This window comes from Tardiphaga sp. OK246 (assembly GCF_900188215.1).
Classification (GTDB): domain Bacteria; phylum Pseudomonadota; class Alphaproteobacteria; order Rhizobiales; family Xanthobacteraceae; genus Tardiphaga; species Tardiphaga robiniae.
The window spans coordinates 535,541-555,480 of record NZ_FZOX01000003.1 but is presented as its reverse complement, the minus strand read 5'-3'; the positions used below and the strand labels follow the sequence as shown (position 1 = coordinate 555,480).

The 19,940-nt window shown below is 61.7% G+C and carries 23 protein-coding genes; 13 read left to right on the top strand and 10 right to left on the bottom strand.

Features of this window, described 5'->3' with window-relative positions; all coding sequences use genetic code 11:
• Positions 1 to 17: 17 nt before the first annotated feature.
• The 9 genes from flgC (at position 18) to CHC01_RS15605 (ending at position 8,729) form a co-directional block, all read left to right on the top strand.
• A complete protein-coding gene (gene flgC, locus CHC01_RS15645; RefSeq protein ID WP_089265171.1) occupies positions 18 to 443 on the top strand; it encodes a flagellar basal body rod protein FlgC in 426 nt (141 codons plus the stop codon).
• A gap of 16 nt (positions 444 to 459) precedes the next feature.
• Positions 460 to 786: a flagellar hook-basal body complex protein FliE gene (gene fliE, locus CHC01_RS15640; protein ID WP_068735666.1), complete on the top strand. Its 327-nt coding sequence runs from the start codon at positions 460 to 462 to the stop codon at positions 784 to 786.
• A 42-nt stretch (positions 787 to 828) separates the two neighbouring features.
• Positions 829 to 1,092: a flagellar biosynthesis protein FliQ gene (gene fliQ / locus CHC01_RS15635; RefSeq protein ID WP_068735669.1), complete on the top strand. Its 264-nt coding sequence runs from the start codon at positions 829 to 831 to the stop codon at positions 1,090 to 1,092.
• Between the two features lie 13 nt (positions 1,093 to 1,105).
• Positions 1,106 to 1,876: a flagellar biosynthetic protein FliR gene (fliR, locus tag CHC01_RS15630; RefSeq protein ID WP_068735671.1), complete on the top strand. Its 771-nt coding sequence runs from the start codon at positions 1,106 to 1,108 to the stop codon at positions 1,874 to 1,876.
• A 10-nt stretch (positions 1,877 to 1,886) separates the two neighbouring features.
• Positions 1,887 to 2,960 (top strand): flagellar biosynthesis protein FlhB, encoded by a 1,074-nt coding sequence (gene flhB, locus CHC01_RS15625; protein WP_089265170.1) that lies wholly within the window; start codon positions 1,887 to 1,889, stop codon positions 2,958 to 2,960.
• A 172-nt stretch (positions 2,961 to 3,132) separates the two neighbouring features.
• Complete coding sequence (gene cckA, locus CHC01_RS15620; protein WP_089265169.1) at positions 3,133 to 5,706, top strand: cell cycle histidine kinase CckA; 2,574 nt, start codon at positions 3,133 to 3,135, stop codon at positions 5,704 to 5,706.
• Positions 5,707 to 5,921: 215 nt separating this feature from the next.
• Complete coding sequence (locus CHC01_RS15615; RefSeq protein WP_089265692.1) at positions 5,922 to 6,959, top strand: Tim44 domain-containing protein; 1,038 nt, start codon at positions 5,922 to 5,924, stop codon at positions 6,957 to 6,959.
• A gap of 211 nt (positions 6,960 to 7,170) precedes the next feature.
• On the top strand, positions 7,171 to 7,839 hold the full coding sequence (locus tag CHC01_RS15610) for a lectin (protein ID WP_089265691.1): 669 nt from the start codon (positions 7,171 to 7,173) through the stop codon (positions 7,837 to 7,839).
• Between the two features lie 182 nt (positions 7,840 to 8,021).
• Positions 8,022 to 8,729 (top strand): glutathione S-transferase, encoded by a 708-nt coding sequence (locus tag CHC01_RS15605; protein ID WP_089265168.1) that lies wholly within the window; start codon positions 8,022 to 8,024, stop codon positions 8,727 to 8,729.
• A 24-nt stretch (positions 8,730 to 8,753) separates the two neighbouring features.
• On the opposite strand, the gene CHC01_RS15600 is transcribed toward CHC01_RS15605, so the two are convergent.
• The 3 genes from CHC01_RS15600 to CHC01_RS15595 all read right to left on the bottom strand — a co-directional run bounded on the left by CHC01_RS15600 (position 8,754) and on the right by CHC01_RS15595 (position 10,333).
• Positions 8,754 to 9,428: a methyltransferase family protein gene (locus tag CHC01_RS15600; RefSeq protein WP_089265167.1), complete on the bottom strand. Its 675-nt coding sequence runs from the start codon at positions 9,426 to 9,428 to the stop codon at positions 8,754 to 8,756.
• Between the two features lie 104 nt (positions 9,429 to 9,532).
• Positions 9,533 to 9,703 (bottom strand): hypothetical protein, encoded by a 171-nt coding sequence (locus CHC01_RS32590; RefSeq protein WP_170849544.1) that lies wholly within the window; start codon positions 9,701 to 9,703, stop codon positions 9,533 to 9,535.
• Between the two features lie 156 nt (positions 9,704 to 9,859).
• On the bottom strand, positions 9,860 to 10,333 hold the full coding sequence (locus CHC01_RS15595) for a hypothetical protein (protein WP_089265166.1): 474 nt from the start codon (positions 10,331 to 10,333) through the stop codon (positions 9,860 to 9,862).
• Between the two features lie 200 nt (positions 10,334 to 10,533).
• Here CHC01_RS15595 and CHC01_RS15590 point away from each other — a divergent pair, with 200 nt between their 5' ends.
• Positions 10,534 to 12,186, top strand: a complete 1,653-nt coding sequence (locus CHC01_RS15590) for a fumarate hydratase (RefSeq protein WP_089265165.1) — start codon at positions 10,534 to 10,536, stop codon at positions 12,184 to 12,186.
• Positions 12,187 to 12,301: 115 nt separating this feature from the next.
• A complete protein-coding gene (locus tag CHC01_RS15585) occupies positions 12,302 to 12,976 on the top strand; it encodes a DUF429 domain-containing protein (protein ID WP_089265164.1) in 675 nt (224 codons plus the stop codon).
• Positions 12,977 to 13,037: 61 nt separating this feature from the next.
• Here the strand turns inward: CHC01_RS15585 and CHC01_RS15580 are convergent, their stop codons facing one another.
• From CHC01_RS15580 to CHC01_RS33325, 3 genes are all read right to left on the bottom strand, one after another.
• Complete coding sequence (locus tag CHC01_RS15580) at positions 13,038 to 13,604, bottom strand: helix-turn-helix domain-containing protein (RefSeq protein ID WP_089265163.1); 567 nt, start codon at positions 13,602 to 13,604, stop codon at positions 13,038 to 13,040.
• Between the two features lie 109 nt (positions 13,605 to 13,713).
• Positions 13,714 to 14,703, bottom strand: a complete 990-nt coding sequence (locus tag CHC01_RS15575) for an SH3 domain-containing protein (RefSeq protein WP_141137109.1) — start codon at positions 14,701 to 14,703, stop codon at positions 13,714 to 13,716.
• A 144-nt stretch (positions 14,704 to 14,847) separates the two neighbouring features.
• Positions 14,848 to 14,976 (bottom strand): hypothetical protein, encoded by a 129-nt coding sequence (locus tag CHC01_RS33325; RefSeq protein ID WP_283805454.1) that lies wholly within the window; start codon positions 14,974 to 14,976, stop codon positions 14,848 to 14,850.
• 127 nt (positions 14,977 to 15,103) lie between these two features.
• Here CHC01_RS33325 and CHC01_RS15570 point away from each other — a divergent pair, with 127 nt between their 5' ends.
• A complete protein-coding gene (locus CHC01_RS15570; protein ID WP_244558376.1) occupies positions 15,104 to 15,805 on the top strand; it encodes an Ig-like domain-containing protein in 702 nt (233 codons plus the stop codon).
• Here the strand turns inward: CHC01_RS15570 and CHC01_RS15565 are convergent.
• The 4 genes from CHC01_RS15565 to CHC01_RS15550 form a co-directional block, all read right to left on the bottom strand.
• Complete coding sequence (locus CHC01_RS15565) at positions 15,802 to 16,374, bottom strand: inner membrane-spanning protein YciB (RefSeq protein WP_089265161.1); 573 nt, start codon at positions 16,372 to 16,374, stop codon at positions 15,802 to 15,804. The two genes, CHC01_RS15570 and CHC01_RS15565, sit on opposite strands and share 4 nt — an antisense overlap.
• 56 nt (positions 16,375 to 16,430) lie before the next feature.
• Positions 16,431 to 17,006, bottom strand: a complete 576-nt coding sequence (locus tag CHC01_RS15560; RefSeq protein ID WP_089265160.1) for a hypothetical protein — start codon at positions 17,004 to 17,006, stop codon at positions 16,431 to 16,433.
• Between the two features lie 90 nt (positions 17,007 to 17,096).
• Positions 17,097 to 17,420, bottom strand: coding sequence for a hypothetical protein (locus CHC01_RS15555; RefSeq protein WP_089265159.1), 324 nt, complete (start codon positions 17,418 to 17,420; stop codon positions 17,097 to 17,099).
• A 227-nt stretch (positions 17,421 to 17,647) separates the two neighbouring features.
• Positions 17,648 to 19,051 (bottom strand): carotenoid oxygenase family protein, encoded by a 1,404-nt coding sequence (locus CHC01_RS15550; protein WP_089265158.1) that lies wholly within the window; start codon positions 19,049 to 19,051, stop codon positions 17,648 to 17,650.
• A gap of 109 nt (positions 19,052 to 19,160) precedes the next feature.
• Here CHC01_RS15550 and CHC01_RS15545 point away from each other — a divergent pair, with 109 nt between their 5' ends.
• A complete protein-coding gene (locus tag CHC01_RS15545) occupies positions 19,161 to 19,895 on the top strand; it encodes a TetR/AcrR family transcriptional regulator (RefSeq protein ID WP_089265689.1) in 735 nt (244 codons plus the stop codon).
• Positions 19,896 to 19,940: the final 45 nt, after the last annotated feature.

Below are 19,940 nucleotides of genomic sequence, written 5' to 3'. Positions count from 1 at the left end.
CATAAAGGGAGCTCATCATGGCAGACGATATCAGCGACTTCTCGCGCTCCATGGGCATCGCGACCTCCGGTCTGCGCGCCCAGGCGGGCCGCATGCGGGTGATTTCGGAAAACATCGCGAATGCGCAGTCCACAGCGCAGACTTCGGGCGGAGACCCCTATCGCCGCAAGGTGCCGACCTTCAAATCGGAGCTGGACCGCTCGCTGGATGCCCGCATCGTCGGCCTCGGCCGCATCAGGCCCGACCAGTCTGCGTTTCCCACGCGCTACGAGCCCGGCAATCCCGCGGCGGATGCCGCCGGTAACGTCAAATACCCCAACGTGAACTCGCTGGTGGAAATGACGGACATGAAGGAAGCGCAGCGCTCCTACGAAGCCAATCTCAACATCATCAGCGCCACGCGCCGGATGATCCAACGCACGCTCGACATCCTCAAGGCCTGAACAGGATAGCTGAACCATGGCAACTCCCTCTGTCGCCGCCAATGCTTACTCGGCTCTCTCGCGCATCATGGACGCCGGCGGCGGCGTCGGTGGCGGTCTCAACAAGGCGGCAGACGCCGGTGGCGGTCAGTCGTTCGGCGCGGTCCTCAAGGATGCGCTTGGCAGCGTGCTCGATTCCGGCCGCAAGTCGGATGCGCAGACCATCGCAATGGCCAACGGCAAGGCCAATGTGATGGACGTGGTCACGGCAGTTGCGGAAACCGACGTCGCCGTTTCGACGCTGGTCTCGGTGCGCGATCGCGTCATCCAGTCCTACGAAGACATCATGAAGATGCCGATCTGATCCTCCTCATCACGAACACCGCGTAACACAAGGATTACTGCAATGACCGGCCCCGAAACTCTCGACGTTGCCCGTGATGCGATCTGGACGATTGTGATCGTGTCCGGTCCGCTGATGGTCGTGGGCCTCCTGGTTGGCGTCGTGGTGTCGCTGGTGCAGGCGCTGACCCAGATCCAGGAACAGTCGCTGGTCTTCGTGCCGAAGATTCTCGCGGTCTTTGCCACCATGATGCTGACGCTCCCGTTCATGGGGGACGCATTGTCGAGCTACATGTTGCGGATATCGTCGCGAATCATCGGGGGGTGATGCACAATCCCGTATGCGCATCGATGTCTCGCTTCTGCCCGCTCTCGCCGCTGCCTTCATGCTGGCCTTCGCCCGCATTGGTACGATGGTGATGTTGATGCCGGGCTTTGGTGAAACCAACATTCCCGCACGGGCCAAGCTATCGATCGCATTGGGACTGACCCTTCTCATGCTGCCGGCGCATCGCGGCGCCTATAACGTCGATATGGGATCGATCGTGCCGATGCTGGTTCTGCTGGTGCATGAGATCATCATCGGTGTCGTGCTCGGCGCCACCGCGCGCGTTACGCTGTCGGCGCTGCAGGTCGCCGGATCAATCATCGCGCAGCAACTCGGTCTCGGCTTCGTCACCTCGGTGGATCCGACCCAGGGTCAGCAGGGCGTGCTGATCGGCAATTTTCTCACGATGCTCGGCATCACGATGCTGTTCGCCACCGATACGCATCACCTTGTGATCGCCGCCATTAATGACAGCTATAAGATTTTCGCGCCCGGCGAGATCATGTCGACGGGCGATGTGGCGAAGCTCGCGACCAATGCCTTCGCGGCGGCCTTCAAGATCGGCACGCAGCTTGCTGCGCCTTTCCTGGTGTTCGGCCTCGTCTTCAACATGGGGCTTGGCGTGTTGGCACGGTTGATGCCGCAGATGCAGGTCTATTTCGTCGGTGTACCGCTTTCGATCATGATCGGATTCCTGATCTTCGCCGTCGTGCTCGCAACCATGATGGGGACCTACCTCGAATACGTCACCGGCGTCATGCAACAAATGATGCCGCGGATATAGGGGCGCGCGGATGGCCGACGACGATTCCGAGAAGACACATGACCCCACGCAAAAAAAGCTCGACGATGCTCACGAACGCGGCGACGTAGCCAAAAGCCAGGAGGTCAATACCTGGTTCCTGCTGGCGGGTGCGACGCTGGTCTTGTCGACCTTCAACGGCTCGGTCGGCGGCGGGCTGCAGACGCCGCTCAAAAACCTTCTGCAAAATTCCTGGATGATACGGACTGACGGGCCCGGACTATTGCTGCTGGCCAAGAGCCTCTGCATGTCCATCTTGTCCACCATGGGCATGCCGATCCTGTTTCTCGTGATCGCCGCGCTCGCGGGCAATCTGATCCAGCACCGGCTCGTGTTCTCCACCGAAGGTCTGGTGCCCAAGTTCAGCAAGCTGTCGCCGATGGAAGGCGCCAAGCGCGTCTTCGGCAAGCAGGCGCTGGCCAATTTCCTGAAGGGGCTGTTCAAGCTCGTCCTGCTCGGCGCCGTGATGTGCGCGGTGCTGTGGCCCGAGCGTTTTCGTCTCGATGCGCTGATCCATATCGATCCGTCGGCGATCCTTGGTATCACCACATCGCTGACACTGCAGCTGATGGGTTCGGTGGTGGCGATGCTCGCCTTCGTCGCCATTGCCGACTTCTTCTTCCAGTACCGCACCTGGTACGAGAAGCTGAAGATGTCGCTGCAGGAAGTGAAGGAAGAATACAAGCAGTCCGAGGGCGACCCCCATATCAAGGGCAAGATCAAGCAGCTGCGTCAGCAGAACATGAAGAAGCGCATGATGGCAGCGGTGCCGAAGGCGTCGGTGATCATCACCAACCCGACGCACTACGCCGTAGCGCTGTCTTATGAGCGCGGTATGACCGCGCCGATCTGCGTCGCCAAGGGCGTCGACAACATCGCGCTGAAGATCAGGGAAGTTGCCGGCAAGCACGACATTCCGATCGTCGAGAACGTGCCGCTGGCGCGCGCGCTTTACGCCACCGTCGAGATCGACGAGGAAATTCCGGGCGAACACTACCATGCGGTGGCCGAAGTCATTGGCTACGTCATGGGCCTGAAGCGTGGCCTGTCCGGGCGCCCGTCATGATTCGGGGAAGCGCCTGGCAAAGGGCCGGGCAAGGGGTCGGGAACGTGTTGCGAATCGGCGGATTGGAAGCGAATAGGCCGACGCGGCGCTTGCGTAAGGCCAGCCGATTGATGCACTCAGGAGGCGCGCAAACCCGCGCTGCCGCAACTGCCAACAGGCGACGAACCGTCCGATGATTGCCGAGACCGACCACGATCGCCAATCGATGACGGCGCAGAATCCGGTTCTGCACGAGCCGGCCCGGCGCAGCGGCAGCATCGTGCTGGTGCTGCTGATTGCCGCCGCGATCATCGCCTGCGCCGTGGCATTCATGACTCTCGGCCGCGCCCAGGCGCAGCCTTATATTCTGGGCCTGCTGGCGCTGCTGGCGATGGTCGGCCTGTTCGTGTTGTTCGCCTTTGCCGCCGGTATTGTCCGCTTTGCCGATCGCACCTCCGACGATCCGATCATGCGCACCGTGGCCGATCATGCCTTTGACGGTATCGCGGTCACCGATGCGCGGGGCCATGTGGTCTATGCCAATGCTGCCTATCTCACGTTGACCGGCGCGGCCTCCGCACAGGATGCGCGACCGGTCGAGCGCGTCTTCATCGGTAATCCGGATGTCTCCGAAGCCGTCTTCCGTTTGCTCAAGGCTGCCCGCGAGGGCAAGCGCCAGCAGGAGGAAGTCCGTGTCGCAGCGCCCGACGGCAGCCATGGCCGCTGGCTGCGGATGCGCGTGCGTCCACTGGGTGAAGGCAAGCGCGAAGCCAAATCCACGGTGTGGTCGGTGGCCGATATCTCCCGCGATCGCCAGCGTCAGGAAGACGTGTTCCAGGAATTGCAGCACGCCATCGAATATCTCGATCACGCGCCGTGCGGCTTCTTCTCGGTCAATCCAAAGGGCGAGCTGGTCTATGTCAACGCCACACTGGCGAACTGGCTCGATCACGATCTTGCCGAGATCGGCTCCGGCGGTCTGAAGCTCACGGACATCGTCTCTGGCGACGGCGCCTCGTTGCTGACGTCGATCGTGCCGATGCCCGGCGAGGTCAAAACCGAAGTCTTCGACATCGACCTGCGCATGCGCAACGGCAAGACCATGCCGGTGCGGCTCTATCATAAGCTCGCTTTCGGCGCCGATGGGGTGCCGGGTGCATCGCGCACCCTCGTGATCTCGCGCGCGCGCGACGAGCGCTCGGATCCGCAACGCGCCGCCGAAGTGCGCTTCATGCGCTTCTTCGACCATACGCCGATGGCGATTGCGACGGTGGACCGCGACGGCACCGTGGTGCGCGGCAATGCCCGCTTCGCCAAGCTGGCGCAGAGCCTCAACACATCGGGCGCCGTCAACAAGTCGATCCTCGCCGCCGTCAGCGACCGCGACCGCAACCAGCTCGTCGCGGCCATCGGCCACGCCGCGCAGGGGCAGGGCGATATCCCGCCGGTGGAAGCGCTGCTGGAAGGTGCCAAGGAGCGCTGGGGACAGTTCTTCGTCACCGCTGTCGAAGAGAACGAACGCGAGACCGAGGCGGCCATCGTCTACATGCTGGAGACCACCGAGCGCCGCACGCTCGAGAACCAGGTCAACCAGGCGCAGAAGATGGACACCATCGGCCAGTTGGCCGGCGGCATCGCGCACGATTTCAACAACGTGCTCTCCGCCATCATGATGGCCAACGACTTCCTGCTGAACGCGCACAAGCCGACCGATCCGTCGTTCCAGGACATCATGCAGATCAAGCAGAACGCGACGCGCGCGGCGACGCTGGTGCGCCAGTTGCTCGCATTCTCGCGCCGCCAGACGCTGCGCCCGACGGTGCTCAATCTTGGTGACGCGCTGTCCGATATCGATCTGCTGCTGAAGCGCCTGATCGGCGAGAAGGTCAAACTCGAAGTCGTGCACGGCCGCGATCTGTGGCCGGTGAAGGTCGACATCTCGCAATTCGAGCAGGTGATCGTGAATCTCGCGGTCAATGCGCGCGACGCGATGCCGGACGGCGGCGCGTTGACCGTGCGCACCGTCAACGTCTCGGCCGAGGAAGCCGGGCGACTGTCCTACAAGGGTATGCCGCCATCAGATTATGTGCGCATTGATGTCAGCGATACCGGCACCGGCATTCCCGCCGACATCGTCGAGAAGATCTTTGAGCCGTTCTTCTCCACCAAGGATGTCGGCAAGGGCACCGGCCTCGGCCTCTCCACGGTCTACGGCATCGTCAAGCAGACCGGCGGTTTCGTCTATGTCGATTCCGAGCCCGGCAAAGGCACCACGTTCCGCATCTTCCTGCCGCGCCATCATCAGGAAAAGGAAGTCGCTCCCGATCCGGCGATCGCAGCCGCCGTCGCCGCCAAGGAAGCCGCTGCCGACGCCAAGCCGCGCGCGGACCTGACCGGACAGGGCACCATCCTGCTGGTCGAGGACGAAGAGGGCCTGCGCGCGCTGAACGCCCGCGGTCTGCGCTCGCGCGGTTACACGGTGGTCGAAGCCGGCAACGGCGTCGAGGCGATGGAGCTATTCGACGAACAGAACGGTGCCATTGATCTTGTGGTGTCCGACGTGGTGATGCCGGAGATGGACGGACCGACGCTGCTGAAGGAGATGCGCGCCCGCAATGCGGATATTCGCATCATCTTCGTGTCAGGTTACGCCGAGGAAGCCTTCGAAAAGAGCCTGCCGGAAAACCAGCAATTCGCCTTCCTGGCCAAGCCGTTCGCCCTGAGCGCGCTGATCGCCAAGGTCAAGGAAACCATGGCGCCGAATTAACGGAGCGCCGCCGACAATACCATCCTGCCTTCTAATGCGCATTCACCCCGCAATGCAGCATAAGTGTTTGAAAGCAAGATGACTCTTGCGCCAAAGGTTCAATGACGAGCCGCGACCGAGGGCCGCAGCGTTTACCCTCGAACGGTGCTTCCCTTTTAGGCTGGGGTAGCCATGTTAGGGGTGTTTTCCCCCTGCCGGGGATTGAGGGAATGACCATGACTTTCACGTTCAGCATGCGCGGCGTCGTCAAGACGATGGCCGTCGTCCTTTCGCTGGCGATGCCGCTCACAATTGCAATCTCCTCTGCCGACGCCCGCGTTGGCGGTGGCAGCAGCTCGGGCTCGCGCGGCAACCGCACGTTCTCGGCCCCGCCGAGCACGTCGACGGCGCCTAACGCAGCTCAGCCGTTCAACCGCACCATGCAACAGCCGGGGTCGCCCGGCATGAACAGCGCGACCACGGGCGCAGCCAGCAAGGGCGGTTTCTTCAACCGTCCGGGCATGGGCATGCTCGGTGGCCTCGCTGCCGGCTTCCTCGGCGCAGGCCTGCTCGGCATGCTGTTCGGCGGCGGTCTGTTCAGCGGCCTCGGCGGTATCTCGTCGATCATCGGCCTGCTGCTGCAGGTCGGCCTGATCATCATCGTCGTCCGCCTCGCAATGTCCTGGTGGCAGCGTCGCAACCAGACGGCGTCGGCCTATGCCGGTCCGGCCAACTCGGCCTATACCGGGCCGGCCAATGGTCCCGACCAGAACCAGGCACACATGAACCAGGCGCAGCAGGGTTATGGCGCACAGCCGACCCAGCGCAGTGGTCTCGGTGGCTTCGGTTTCGGCGGCTCGAACAATGACAAGCCGATCGAGATCGCACCGCAGGATTATGAAGCTTTCGAGAAGCTGCTCAGCGACGTGCAGGCTGCTTGGTCGAACGAAGATGTGGAGAAGCTCGGCAAGCTGTCGACGCCGGAAATGGTGTCGTACTTCGCCAAGGACCTCGCCGAGAACAAGGCCCGCAACGACATCAACAAGGTGTCGGATGTGAAGCTGCTGCAGGGCGACCTGGCCGAAGCCTGGCGCGAAGGCGACACCGACTATGCGAGCGTCGCAATGCGCTTCTCGCTGGTCGACAAGACGCTGGAGCGTGGCACCAATCGCTTGGTGGCTGGTAGTGAAACGCCGATCGAAGCGACCGAGATCTGGACCTTCGTGCGCCCGCGCGGCGCCGATTGGGAACTGTCGGCGATCCAGCAGGCGTAAGCCTTGCGTCATTGAAATCGGACAAGCGCCGCGGATCATTCCGCGGCGCTTTTTGTTGGCCTCATGCGTGTGCATTGCCAAGCGATGATCTCAATAAGAGAGCGGGAATAATCCGCCGGATGACGTGTTGGTCAGTTGCGTCCCATCGCGACTGGCGTTGCGTGGCTACAAAAACAAATTGGAGGAATCGATGCCCATTATTCTCTCGACCATGACCCGTCTCGGCCTATGCGCCGGTGCTGTCGCCGTCTCGCTCGCAGCAACGTCGCCATCATTCGCGCAGGGCGCGGATACCAGCTTCTTCGTCACCAGCAACGGCATCGGCAATGGCGGCAATCTCGGTGGCCTCGCCGGTGCTGACAATCATTGCCAGACGCTGGCACAGGCTGCGGGCGCGGGCGCGAAGACATGGCGCGCTTATCTCTCGACGCAGGCCGCCGACGGCAAGCCCGCGATCAATGCCAAGGACCGGATCGGCAACGGCCCATGGAAGAATGCCAAGGGCGTCGTCGTCGCCAAGGATGTTGCCGATCTGCACGGCGCCAGCAACAACCTCTCCAAGCAGACCTCGCTCAGCGAGAAGGGCGAAGTCATCAATGGCCGCGGCGATACGCCGAATCGCCATGACGTGCTGACCGGCTCACAAGCCGATGGCACCGCCTTCGCCGCCGGCGAGGATCGCACCTGCAAGAACTGGACGAGCAGCACCCAGGGGGCCGCCATGGTCGGTCATATCGATCGTACGGGGCTGAACGAAGAACCGCCGTCCAAGTCATGGAACACCTCGCATCCGTCGCGCGGCCCCGATGGCGGCTGCTCGCAGAACGACCTGAAGAGCACCGGCGGCGACGGGTTGCTATATTGCTTCGCGTCGAATTGAGGTCTGTTGCGGCAAACAAGTAGCAATACACTCCGCCATGGCCGGGCCTGTCCCGGCCATGGCGCGTTTTGCGGCGATAGCTGGACGACGGCGCGGAGTTCTGGCCGGACCAGCGCGGCGAACGAATTCCGCGGTGAGCAGTTACCCTGGAACCCCTGATGCGACATTCGGCGAGGTTTCTTATGCGATATGAGCTGTATTACTGGCCGACGATCCAGGGCCGCGGCGAATTCGTGCGCCTGGCGCTCGAAGATGCCGGCGCGGACTACCGCGATATGGCGCGCGGCAAGGGCGGCATGGCCGCAATGACCAGGATGCTCGACAGCAAGAAAGGCATTCCGCCATTTGCGCCGCCATTTCTCAAGGCCGGTGCCACGGTGATCGGCCAGACTGCCAACATCCTGTTCTACCTCGGCCCACGTCACGGTCTGGCGCCGAAGTCGGAAGCGGCGCGCCTGCAACTGCATGAGTTGCAGCTCACGATCACCGATTTCGTGGCCGAGGTACACGACACCCATCACCCGATCGGTGTATCGCTTTATTACGAGGATCAGAAAGGTCCCGCCAAAAAGCGCAGCGCCGAATTCCTGAAAGAGCGCGTGCCGAAATATCTCGGCTATTTCGAGCAGATATTAAAAGCCAGCGATGGCGCCTATGTCACCGGCCGCAAGGCGACCTATGTCGATCTGTCGCTGTTTCAGATCGTTGAAGGACTGCGCTACGCATTTCCGAAACGCATGAAAAAATTCGAGCGGGAGATTCCGGGCCTGATCGATTTGCATAACCGCGTGGCGGTTCGCCCGAACATCAAGGCCTATCTCGACAGCGACCGCCGCATTGCCTTCAACAAGGACGGCATCTTCCGGCACTACAAGGCACTGGATAAATAGCGCCGCGCAGCTCGCGTGGCGGGGTTACCACAGCCCCGGACACAGACGATAGCGGACGCGCGTCGTATAGTCGGTGTAGCCGGGGAGGCCGTCCCGCAAGGTGCGCTCTTCGGCTGTCGTGCGCCATGCGAACAGCACGGCCATGATCAGCGTCAGCGCGGCACTCCACCACGAGCCAAGCCAGAGGGATGTGCCGAGGAAAAACAGGATGGCGCCGCTATACATGGGATGACGCACGAGATGATACGGACCGGTATCGATGACGTGCTGGCCGCGGTCGCGTTGAAGCTTGATGACCGGTGCGGCGAAACTGTTTTCGCGCAGGACCCAGAATGAGATTGCCATTCCCGTGATTGCGAGTGCCGTACCCGCGACCTGGACGCCAACGGTCATTTGCGAAAGACCGAAGCGCTGATCCAGCCCCGCAACGATCAGCCAGACCAGTGCTACGGTAAAGAACGCCACCATGAAGACGCGGTCCGCTGTGGGCTGCCCCTGCTGTACGACGGGGCGCATGCGTTCTTCAAACAGCGCGGGATCGATCTGGATCAGCCACAGGCCGCCGCCAAGGCCGAGCAGGATCATGAAGAGCAGAAATGACCACGCCGCCGGCCATTGCCAGGTCCCGGCGGCGGTGAACAAAACGGCGCCGATCACGCCGAACCAGACCAGCGTACGTATCACGAGGCGAGCGATCATGTCGGGCCTCCTTCGGCCCGCATCCGATACCAGATTCGCGGCAGTGATGGGGCAGGCCTCGCGTCAACGCGACCGGCGGCTGGTCTCTGTCCGACGGTGCCGAGTTAAGCGAGCTGATCGATCCGGGTGCCCTGGCCGGGCGGCAGTGCTGCACGCGGTGGGGGCGGCGCGGTGCGGCTGTCGTTGTCGTCGTTCTTCTTCGGCTCCGGCGGCTTTGCCTCGATCGGCTTTACCTCAGCGACCGGTGGTGCGCTGCTGACGCTTGAAACGCTCATTTCAAATTCCCTGTTTCCAACACTTGCAGTCGAACCATGGCGTATGCGCCAACAAGGAGTTGGTAAATCAGGCGCCGCAATTTGCAGCAATCGGTGTGGATCGGAAACGGTGGTAAACGTGCCGTCCAGGACTTCACTACAATTGAAACGAAATACTCATTCGTCCTTGCCGCGGGAGATCGTGATGTTCGTCGATGTTTTGTTGCGGGTGCAGCGCAGGTCGAGCCGGCGATAGCGCAGCTTCACGTCATCGCCGCGGAAAATCCCCATGCGGCCGAGACATCGCGTGGTGCCCTTCACCGTATCCGGTTTGGGGATCGTGAAGATGACGGCTGCCGCACTGGCGACGAGGTCCGTGAACGCCGGCGCCGGCTTGCGGGTCGCGGAGGCCGCATAGAGCTCGTTGCTGAAATTGCGACTGGCGCAGCCAAGCCGCAACTGCTTCGCCGCCGGATGCGACAGGTAGATCACATTGGCTGCGGTGCGCCCGACGCTGAGCCCGTCGATCTGGCTCTTGAGCTGCCGCGCGAGATCATCGCAGCGGTCGGCGCGGGCAGGCGAGGCGACAAGGGTTACGGTGGCGAGCAGCGCCACAGCCGAAAAAATGCCGCGCAGGCGGTCGATGGACATTCCAGATTCTCCTCAATCCCCGGCCGCACTGAAACGCGGGACGCCACTTTATGCAAGGCGCGGCGGGCGCAGCCGGTTATTGCTGGAACAGGGGGATTATCCCCGCGATTGCGGGCCTGTCCCCCTGTTTTGAACCCTTCAAAACAGTCGGGAAACCGCCTACAAGGGCCTCAAATCCCCTCCCTTTTTGAGGCCCCGCCATGAACGCTCCCACCGCTTTCCCTGATCCGAAGCCCGTGCCGCCCTACAAGCACACCCCGCTGTTTCCGCTGGGCGCGGACACCACCCCCTACAAGAAGGTCACCACCGAGGGCGTGCGGGTCGAGAAAGTGCTGGGCAGGGACATGCTGGTGGTATCGCGGGATGCGCTGAAGGCGCTCTCGGAGGCTGCGTTCGGCGACATCAACCACTACCTGCGCCCCGGCCATCTGCAACAGCTCCGCAACATCCTGGATGACAGCGAGGCCTCGCCGAACGACAAGTTCGTGGCCTTCGACTTCCTCAAGAACGCCAATATCGCTGCCGGCGGCGTGCTGCCGATGTGCCAGGACACCGGCACCGCAATCATCATGGGCAAGAAGGGCTGCAACGTCATCACCGATGGCGACGATGAGGCTGCACTCAGCGAAGGCGCCCGCGATGCCTATCTGCGCCGCAACCTGCGCTATTCGCAGGTCGCGCCGCTGACCATGTATGAAGAGAAAAACACCGCCAACAACATGCCGGCACAGTGCGAGATCTATGCCGAGGGCGACGACGCCTACAAGTTCATGTTCATGGCCAAGGGCGGCGGCTCCGCCAACAAGAGCTTCCTGTTCCAGGCGACACCGTCGGTGCTGACCAAGGATCGTCTGCTCGCCTTCCTCAAAGAGAAGATCATGACGTTGGGCACCGCTGCGTGCCCGCCCTACCACCTCGCTATCGTCATCGGCGGCACCTCGGCTGAGCTCTGCATGAAGACGGTGAAGCTCGCTTCCGCGCGTTACCTCGATGCGCTGCCCACGCAAGGTTCGCCGGACGGCAATGCGTTCCGCGATCTGGAGATGGAGCAGGAAATCCTCAAGATGACGCAGTCGTCCGGCGTCGGCGCGCAGTTCGGCGGCAAGTATTTCTGCCACGATGTCCGCGTCATCCGCCTGCCGCGCCACGGCGCGTCGCTGCCCATCGGGCTCGGCGTGTCGTGCTCCGCGGATCGTCAGGTGCTCGGCAAGATCACCAAGGACGGCGTCTATCTCGAAGAGCTCGAGCATAACCCCGCACAGTATCTGCCGCAGGTGGAGCAGGCGCTCGGCGGCGAGGTGGTGAAGATCGATCTCAACCAGCCGATGAAGGACATTCTGGCGACGCTGTCGAATTACCCGACCAAGACGCGCCTGTCGCTCACCGGCACCATGATCGTCGCGCGCGACTCGGCGCATGCCAAGCTGCGCGATCGCCTGGAGAAGGGCGAGCCGCTGCCGGATTACTTCAAGAACCACCCGGTCTATTACGCCGGCCCCGCCAAGACGCCCGAAGGCTATGCCTCCGGCGCCTTCGGCCCGACCACGGCCGGCCGTATGGATTCTTTCGTCGATCAGTTCCAGGCGGCGGGCGGTTCGATGGTGATGGTGGCCAAGGGCAACCGCGCGGTTGCGGTGCGCGAGGCCTGCAAGAAGCATGGCGGCTTCTATCTCGGCTCGATCGGTGGTTCTGCGGCCAACCTCGCCGAACACTGCATCAAGAAGGTCGAGGTCGTGGAATATCCCGAACTCGGCATGGAAGCGATCTGGCGCATCGACGTCGTGGATTTCCCGGCCTTCATCATTATCGATGACAAGGGCAACGACTTCTTCAAGGAATTGAACCTCGGTTGATGCTGCGACCTCTTGGCGTCATTGTGAGCGCAGCGAAGCAATCCAGAAAGCTACAAGCGAAGACTGGATTGCTTCGTCGCAAGATGCTCCTCGCAATGACGGCTGAGAGGATGTCGTGACCTTCATTGGCCTCGATGGCTTCAGCAAAGGCTGGGTCGCCGTCACACTCGACGGCGACCGCCGCTCCATCGATTTCATCAGCGATATCTCCTGGCTTGCGACGCAGCGCTTTGCCCGTGCGGCCATCGATATTCCCATCGGTCTCGGCGACGGTGGCGTGCGTGCCTGCGATCAGCTCGCCCGCAAGAAGCTCAGCCCCCACGGTTCGCGCGTATTTTCCGGCGGACGTCGCTGGCTGTGGCAGGACTTCACCGATCCCGACCTCGCCAACGCGGAGGCCGAGAGGCGCGGGCAGAAGAAAGTCTCGCGCCAGCTCTGGCATCTCGGGCCGAAGATCATGGAGGTCGATGGCTTCGTGCAGGCGCATCGCGACCTCGATATCCGCGAAGCTCATCCCGAACTCGTGTTTCTCCGTCTGAACGGCGATGTGCCGCTGCCGTCCAAACATGCGGAGGAGGGGCTCGCGCTGCGTCGTCATCTGCTGACGGCGAACGGTTTCAGCGATCTCGACGACTGGCTGACCGTCAGGCGAGCGCGCACCGGCGCAAAGCGGGATGATGTGCTCGATGCCTGTGCGGTGGCGCTGGTCGCGCGCGATTGCGTGGGCTGTCTGCCGGAAGGCAATGCACCGCGCGATGCGCTGGGCGTGCCACAGCAAATCTGGGTCTAGTTGAAGATCGTTAATTGATTCTCACATTGTGGGAGCAATTGACTGCTGGCGCTTACGTGGCTCAATCCTCCACGTCGCGCACGACTCCTTTCGAGTTCATGAGCGCATGCGTTCCCATGAACTTGATCAAGATCATTTCGATTGTGTTACAAAGATTGGGATCTTCAATTGCCAAGAATGATCCACGTTCGACGAGCGGCGCCTTGAACCAAAATCGAGTTTGATGATCTTTTACGCGGCGCCGTACATTGGTTCTGGATTTCCCAACGTAAACAGGACGTCCAGTAATATCATAGAACGCGTAAACGCCTCCAGCCTCTGGAATAGTTTCAAGATCGTAGGGGCTGAAGTCGGTCCACTCATGACCCGATACCTGAGCCTCGGTTTCGATTTGCTTTTCAATAATCTCAGGAACTTTTTGATTTAAAGCTTCTGAGATTTTTTTGCGGGTAGACTCTCGGGGATACCTCGTGTTGCCCTTATAGATATTCCAGATGCCTGGGTACGAGATTTTGGTTTTATCGGCCAATTCCTGGATGGACATCTTCTGTTCTGCCATCTGAACTCGAAGCCAGTCTCCAAACAGTTCAGTCTCGCCCTCAGTCTCTTCGCTCGACATGTCGGTCATTTGTTTCTCCCTTTAGCTTGTGTAGCAGAGGGAGATTGCTGCGCCTATCGGTTCTCTTGCAGCGGGGGATCGATGCACGGGATGACACATAAGAACCAATGGGACAGGTCTAACTGCAATTCGTCACCTGGCTTGAACACAGCCGTCGCCACCAGCCGCGGACGCCGTCGTGGCTTTCCACCAGCGCCCAGAAGCCGCTGCAGGCGAGAACGCGCTTGGGGCCACCGTCGGCGCTGATCTCGCTGCCACCTTCGCCTTTGGCCGGCGTCCACTGCGCGTCCACATGCGGCGCCTGGAACAGTCCGCCCATCCGCGTGTCGCCATTGGCATACTGCGCGCCGACCTTGCTGGCTGAGACCCAGCCGCGGCCGCCATAGGGCTTTGGATGATTGCGCGGATAGCTGCTCTCGTCCTCATATTCCTTGCCGGGCGGCGCTGCGCCTTCGATCAGGAACCAGCCATCCTTGAAGCCGATGATGGAAAATTCCGTCAGCCAGCCTCCGTCAGGCACGTTCTCACCTTTGCTCTTGAATTTGTAGGGCGGCGGCAGTGTGCCGAGCACCTTGGCCTTCGTCGATGGCCCGGCGCGCACATTCAATCCGTTGGGGTCGCGGTCGGTCGACCAGCCATGGATATCGCAGGGAATGGCGCCATCCGGCAACGTGCCGCGCGTCTTCAGCAATTCGGCGTGGAGTTCGCGATATTCCGCATCGTCATGCGCAGCGCTCAGTACACGCGGGATGCTGCTGTTCAGCGTGACGTCACGCGAGCGCAGCTCGGCTGACAGGGTGGTCAGCTTGCCGTCGCTGCGCGCGAGTTTTGCGACCAGCATCTCACCGGCATCGAAGGCGCTCGCTGGCGTCTTCGGATCGTTGGCACCAGCTGGATAGATCGCGACGTATCCGACCGGCTCCTGCGGATCGGACATATCGACATGAAACGCCTGACCGGCCATGCGGTCCGGCGGCACGAACGCACGGGCGCTCGCAAACCACTCCGGTGTCTCCTGCGATAGCAGCTCCGGTGGTGGCGTCAGCGGTTGCGCAAAGGCGGTGCCGGAGGTGATGAGGCCGGCGATCAGGATGGCGATTCGGGTCATGGTTTTGTGTCGCGGCACCAGCGATTTGGTTCGACAAAACGCGACTCAGGCTTGCAGCAACCCCGCTGAATTTCGGTCTGTGCGCGGGACTCGATTCTCCGGTGACTCGCAAGGATGCGGAGGAAAAAGAAAAGCGGTGACGACTCAGGCGGCGCTGTTCCAATAGCGATCAGACTGCAGACGAATTTGAGGCCGCGCCATGTTGGATGCTCTGAAGCTGAATGCGACGGTGGTGACGTTGTTGGCCGCGGCCAGCGCGGTCAACGGAATCATGTTTTATCAGTATCTGTGACGAATTGTTCACATCGGCATGCGGCCTCTCCGCATCCGGTTTTTTGTGTTTGAACCTTTTCGCCGGCCACGCGCCTCATCCCAGGGGTGGCAAACCGGAGTGTAACAGGTGAACAATTTTCATCTGGTCGTCGTCACTGCAGTTATGCTCGCCAGTCCGACCGCAGTCCGCGCCCAATCCATCATCCGCTCCGAACAGACCCGCACCACGCTGGCATCATCCATCGATGCGACCGGCCGCACGACGCTCACGGCGTCGGTGACGAGTGAACGTGGTGGGGGCGTCCCGGGCGGCATCGTCCGCTTTGTCGATGAGACGACGCTCATGGTGCTTGGCTGGGTCGATGTGGCTCATCCGTCGCTGGTGGTCCAGCGACTGCCGCCGGGTCCGCATCGCTTCCGCGCGGACTATATGGGGACGTCGAATTATCTGCCTGTCGTGGTGCAGCCGAGCCAGTCGGCGGTGGTGGTCGAGATCGTACGCGTCATGCCGGCGGTGGCGCTGTCGTCGTCCGAGAATCCTTGTCCGTCTGGAGCGGTGGTCACGTTGACGGCCGCGATTGCCGGCGGTGTTGGCATTCCGAAAGGTGCCGTCACCTTTCGCGATGGCGAGCAGGTTCTTGCGACCCATGTCGGCCTCGATCGCGCCGGCACGGCGTCGTTCACCACCTCGGCGCTGGCGGATGGCACGCGCTGGATCACGGCTGAATATGAGGGCGACACGGTTCATGCGCCCGCGGCATCGCCGCCGCTGACCGTGGATGTCGGAGTGGCCTGTCTGCGAAGCTCGCAGTTGCACGCCGGCGACTAGGCGCCCATTTGCGGCGCCGTCGCTGCAGCTGCGCGAAGCTTGCGGCTGACGATCACCCGGAACACGACATACTGGATCGCGAAGGCCAGCACCTTGGCGCCAATGGCTACGACGGACACATAGAACGCCCACAGCTTCATATCGCCGGTCATGGCCACAGCGATGACACCGGCGCCAAGCGCGAACATCAGCGCGGCCCAGGCATAGCCCGCAGCGGTCACATATTCTGGGATCGTCTCGCTGACGATGGGTGGCAGGTAGCGCAGCATCCAGCCCTTGCGCAGCATGATCGCGCCGATGGCGAAATGCCCGATGCTGGGCTTGGCCAGCACGAAGCGCGGATCCTTGGTCAGCAACGTCGCGCCGCCGAGGACGACCACCAGCGCGAGACTGGCATAGGTCATTACATCAAGCCTCGAGCCCTTGATGCGGGCATAGACGAACTGTGCGACGGCACCCGCGATCGCCACGCAGGTCGCCAGCAGGACGTCACCGGTGACGAGGTAGAGCACCAGGAAGACGATGGTGGAGAAGAAATCCTGGCCAAGTTTAGCGAATACGTCCTTCATCGCAGTGCTCCCAATGCAGTCGAGATGGTCAGGCGTCGATTTGCAGGCGAAGTGGATCAGGGCTTCAGCGGTTCTGCCGGCTTCGCAGCGCCGTATTTTGCGCGGCGATACTGTGGGTACCATTTGGTGAAGGCAACGGCAGAGTTGCGCGCGGCAAAGGCCACCGCAAAGCCGATCCACAGTGGCAGCGAGGGCATGTAGATGATCAGCATGTCCGCCACCAGCATCAGCACAAATGCGCCGGCCCAGGCCCAGGTGAGGATGTAGTTCGCCTTCATGAAGCCGGGCAGCTTCGAGGTTTCGGCGTCGACCATCTCGCGGGCATATTGCAGCGTGAAGGGCAGGCGGATCGCCAGCGACAGCAGCACGATGGAGAGCAGGCCGACATCGACGGCGAGGCGGACGGCCACCGTGCTCCAATTGCCGTCGACCAGCGTGATGTAGCAGCCGAGCGCGCTGAAGATCAGCACCGAGCCTGCTGCGAGCATCTTCAGCGAGCCGCCGCGGATCACGTCCCAGACCACGATGCCGAGCGACAGCGCGGCTGCGGCGAAGAGGCTGATCGCGACCGATGACACCATCATCAGTATGGCGAAAGCACCGAACGGGGCGATGATGAGAAAGGAAGCCATGGCGTTTCCAGTTCGGGCTGTCTTGATGTTGTAAAAGTGCGTTGCGGGCCGGCTTATGAAGCCGTTGCGTCGTTGCGCATCATTCTGCGATCATATGTCTTGTTGTGAGAGCGGGCAGACATTGCTGACCGGCGTGAAAACGTCATGAGAAGCCGTGGCGGCCGCGCCGGATGGTTCGATGCCGACGAGCGTGGTCCCGGTCACAACCAGCACGAGGGCCAGGCTGCCCCAGCTTGCTGTCCGGGTCATCATGTCCGGCCTGCGATATGCGGTTCGTGCGAGAACGAACTGCGTAGCAGCGCTTGCGATGGCGACGGCAGTCGCGATCAGCACGTCTCCTGCGACCGCAAAGGTCGTGAAGAAGGCGATGGTGGAAAGGAAGCCGATAATTAGCTTGGCGAGGACGTTGATCATGGCGTGGTTCCGCGCGCTTGTTGTCGAATGAGTATTTTGTCGTTGTGCTTCAGGAGGCGATGGCAGCCGCGCCGATCATGAGAAAGGACGTCACGCTGTTTTCCCGTCGCTCCATCTTTACGTTGTCAAGATTCCTTCTAGGCCTTGCCCGCGGGCTCGTCAACAAAAATCTTTACACTGTCAAAATTATGTGAGGCGAGATCTTTAACTGTCATTAGATCAATGGTTTATAAAGAATCAACCCAGTTGCCGTGAAAGCCCGCCGGTACCCGGTGACCGAGCTGGACAAGAGCGATCGGCCCCGCGGCGACATCGGTGGCGTTGAACACTGCCAGATCGCTGCGGTTCTGCCGGGCGCGCCACACCACCGCGAGCAGCCAGCCGTCGCCTTCGGCTGCATCCTTGCCGCGCGCGACGAAGACCGGCTCGGAGATGCTGTCGCCGAGCGGCAGCATATATTGGCCGAGCCTGACGCCGTCGCGCCAGACATGTGTGATCCCGGAAAAGGCCTTGCTGGCACCCGGTGCCGGGTTATCGCAGGCGTACCAGCCTTGCGTGCTGACGAGGCCAGAGCGGCGCTCGTCGATGCGCGGGAATTCGCCGGTAACGTCGTCGAGATAGGTGCGGGTGAAACGATCGGTATTGGCGGCCAGATCGAAGGTCCAGCGACAAAGTCGCGCGTTGGATTTCGCAGGATCTGTCGGCGAGCCGTCGGGATGCGTGAACAGCGGCGCTTCCTCGGACTGCATGACGTCGGCGATGATGCGGTCGCCTTCCTCCCACGCATTCATCACATGGAAGACGTAGCAGGCCTCGGCGCGAAACCACTTGATATCATCGGCACTGCCGCCGCGCTTCATCACGCCGACGTAAGAACCCTTGTCCGGCTCCCATGCATAGGGCGGACGACCAGACCGGGCGCGATCCATGCTGCCGGTGATGGGCAGGATCGGAAACAGCAGGTGGTTCTCGGTGACGATGAAGTCATGCACCATGCTGGCATAGGGCGCATCGAAACGTTCGAAACGCGTCACGATGCCCGATGAATCGATTGCGCCGAACGAGATCGTCGGACTGAAGATTTCCCGGGCATTATAGCCGAAGAAATTCATCTCTCCGGTAACGGGATCGATCTTCGGATGCGCGGTGAACGGCCCGCCAATGCGTCCGCCATAGTTCTGATAGCCGAGCGTCTTCAGCGTGCCCGGTTCGATCTCGGTTGGCGCGTGGCCTTCCTCCAGCGCGAGCAGGCGGCCGGCATGAAAGACGATGTTGGTATTGGCCGCGCCTGAGTCATTGCCAAGCGAAGCGGGGGCATCCGGCATTTTCTGGCCGAAGCCGCGATAGAGCGCGCGGCCGGCATCGTGCTCAGCGAGAAATTTCGGCGTGTGGATCCAGCGATTGCGATAGCGCGCGCGGCCGTTCTCGATGTGAAAGGCGTGCAGCATGCCGTCACCGACGAACCAGTGCGAGCCCTTGGTTTCGAATTGAGGATTGGGGCCATTACGGTAGAGCGTGCCATTGAGCTCACGTGGCAGTTCGCCGACGACTGTCAGGAATGGCGCGTCGCACTCCATCGGGATCGGCGCAAGATTGTCATGAGCAGCCTCGATCGGGTCCAGCAGCGCCATCGTCGTCTCCCATGCTGTTATCTTTACGTTGTCTAGATTGCTAGATGTGAACGGTCGGCCCGTCAAGCAAAATCTTTACAGTGTAAAAATGACGACCTATAACATGACCATGACGAAGCAGACCAAGATCGCGAAACCGCGCGCCGTTCCGCAAGACCGCCGCAAGAAGGTCGCAGGAATTTCGCAAGCCAAGGGCGCGCCCAAAAAAAACGCCGGCGCCGAATCTCCCTATCATCACGGGGACTTGCACGGCGCGCTGCTGAAAGCCGCGGAGATCGTGCTGGAGCGCGATGGACTATCTGGCCTGACGCTGCGCGCCGTCGCCCGTGAGGCCGGCGTCTCGCATGCGGCTCCGACACATCACTTCGGTGATCTCACCGGCCTCGTCAGCGAACTCGCCGCTATCGGCTTTCGCAACTTCAACGCCACAATGACTGCAGCTGGTGCGAGCGGCACGACGCCGCTCGAAAGCGCGCTCGCCCGCGCCAAGGCCTATCTCGCTTATGCACGTGCGCAGCCCGGTATGTATCAGCTGATGTTTCGTACCGAGCGGCTCGACATGACGCGGCCGAATCTGCGCGAGGCAGCCAATGCATCCTTCGCCGGTCTTGCGAGCGTGGTCGGCGCACATCATCCGGGCAATGTCGCCACCGATGCGCTGACCATCGAGCAGGCTGCGCAGATCGCGCGGACGTGGTCGCTGGTGCATGGTTTCACCATGCTGACCCTCGATGGCCGGCTCACTGATATCCTGCGCCGCTTGCCTGATGGCACCGACGCAGAGAAGCTGTTCGTCGAGATGTTGAAGATCACCGTCGCCAGGGCGATGGAGACGCCGAAGTAGCGAAACTCTTTGCGAAGCGCCTGCGTCGTGTGCAGGCGCTGTTTG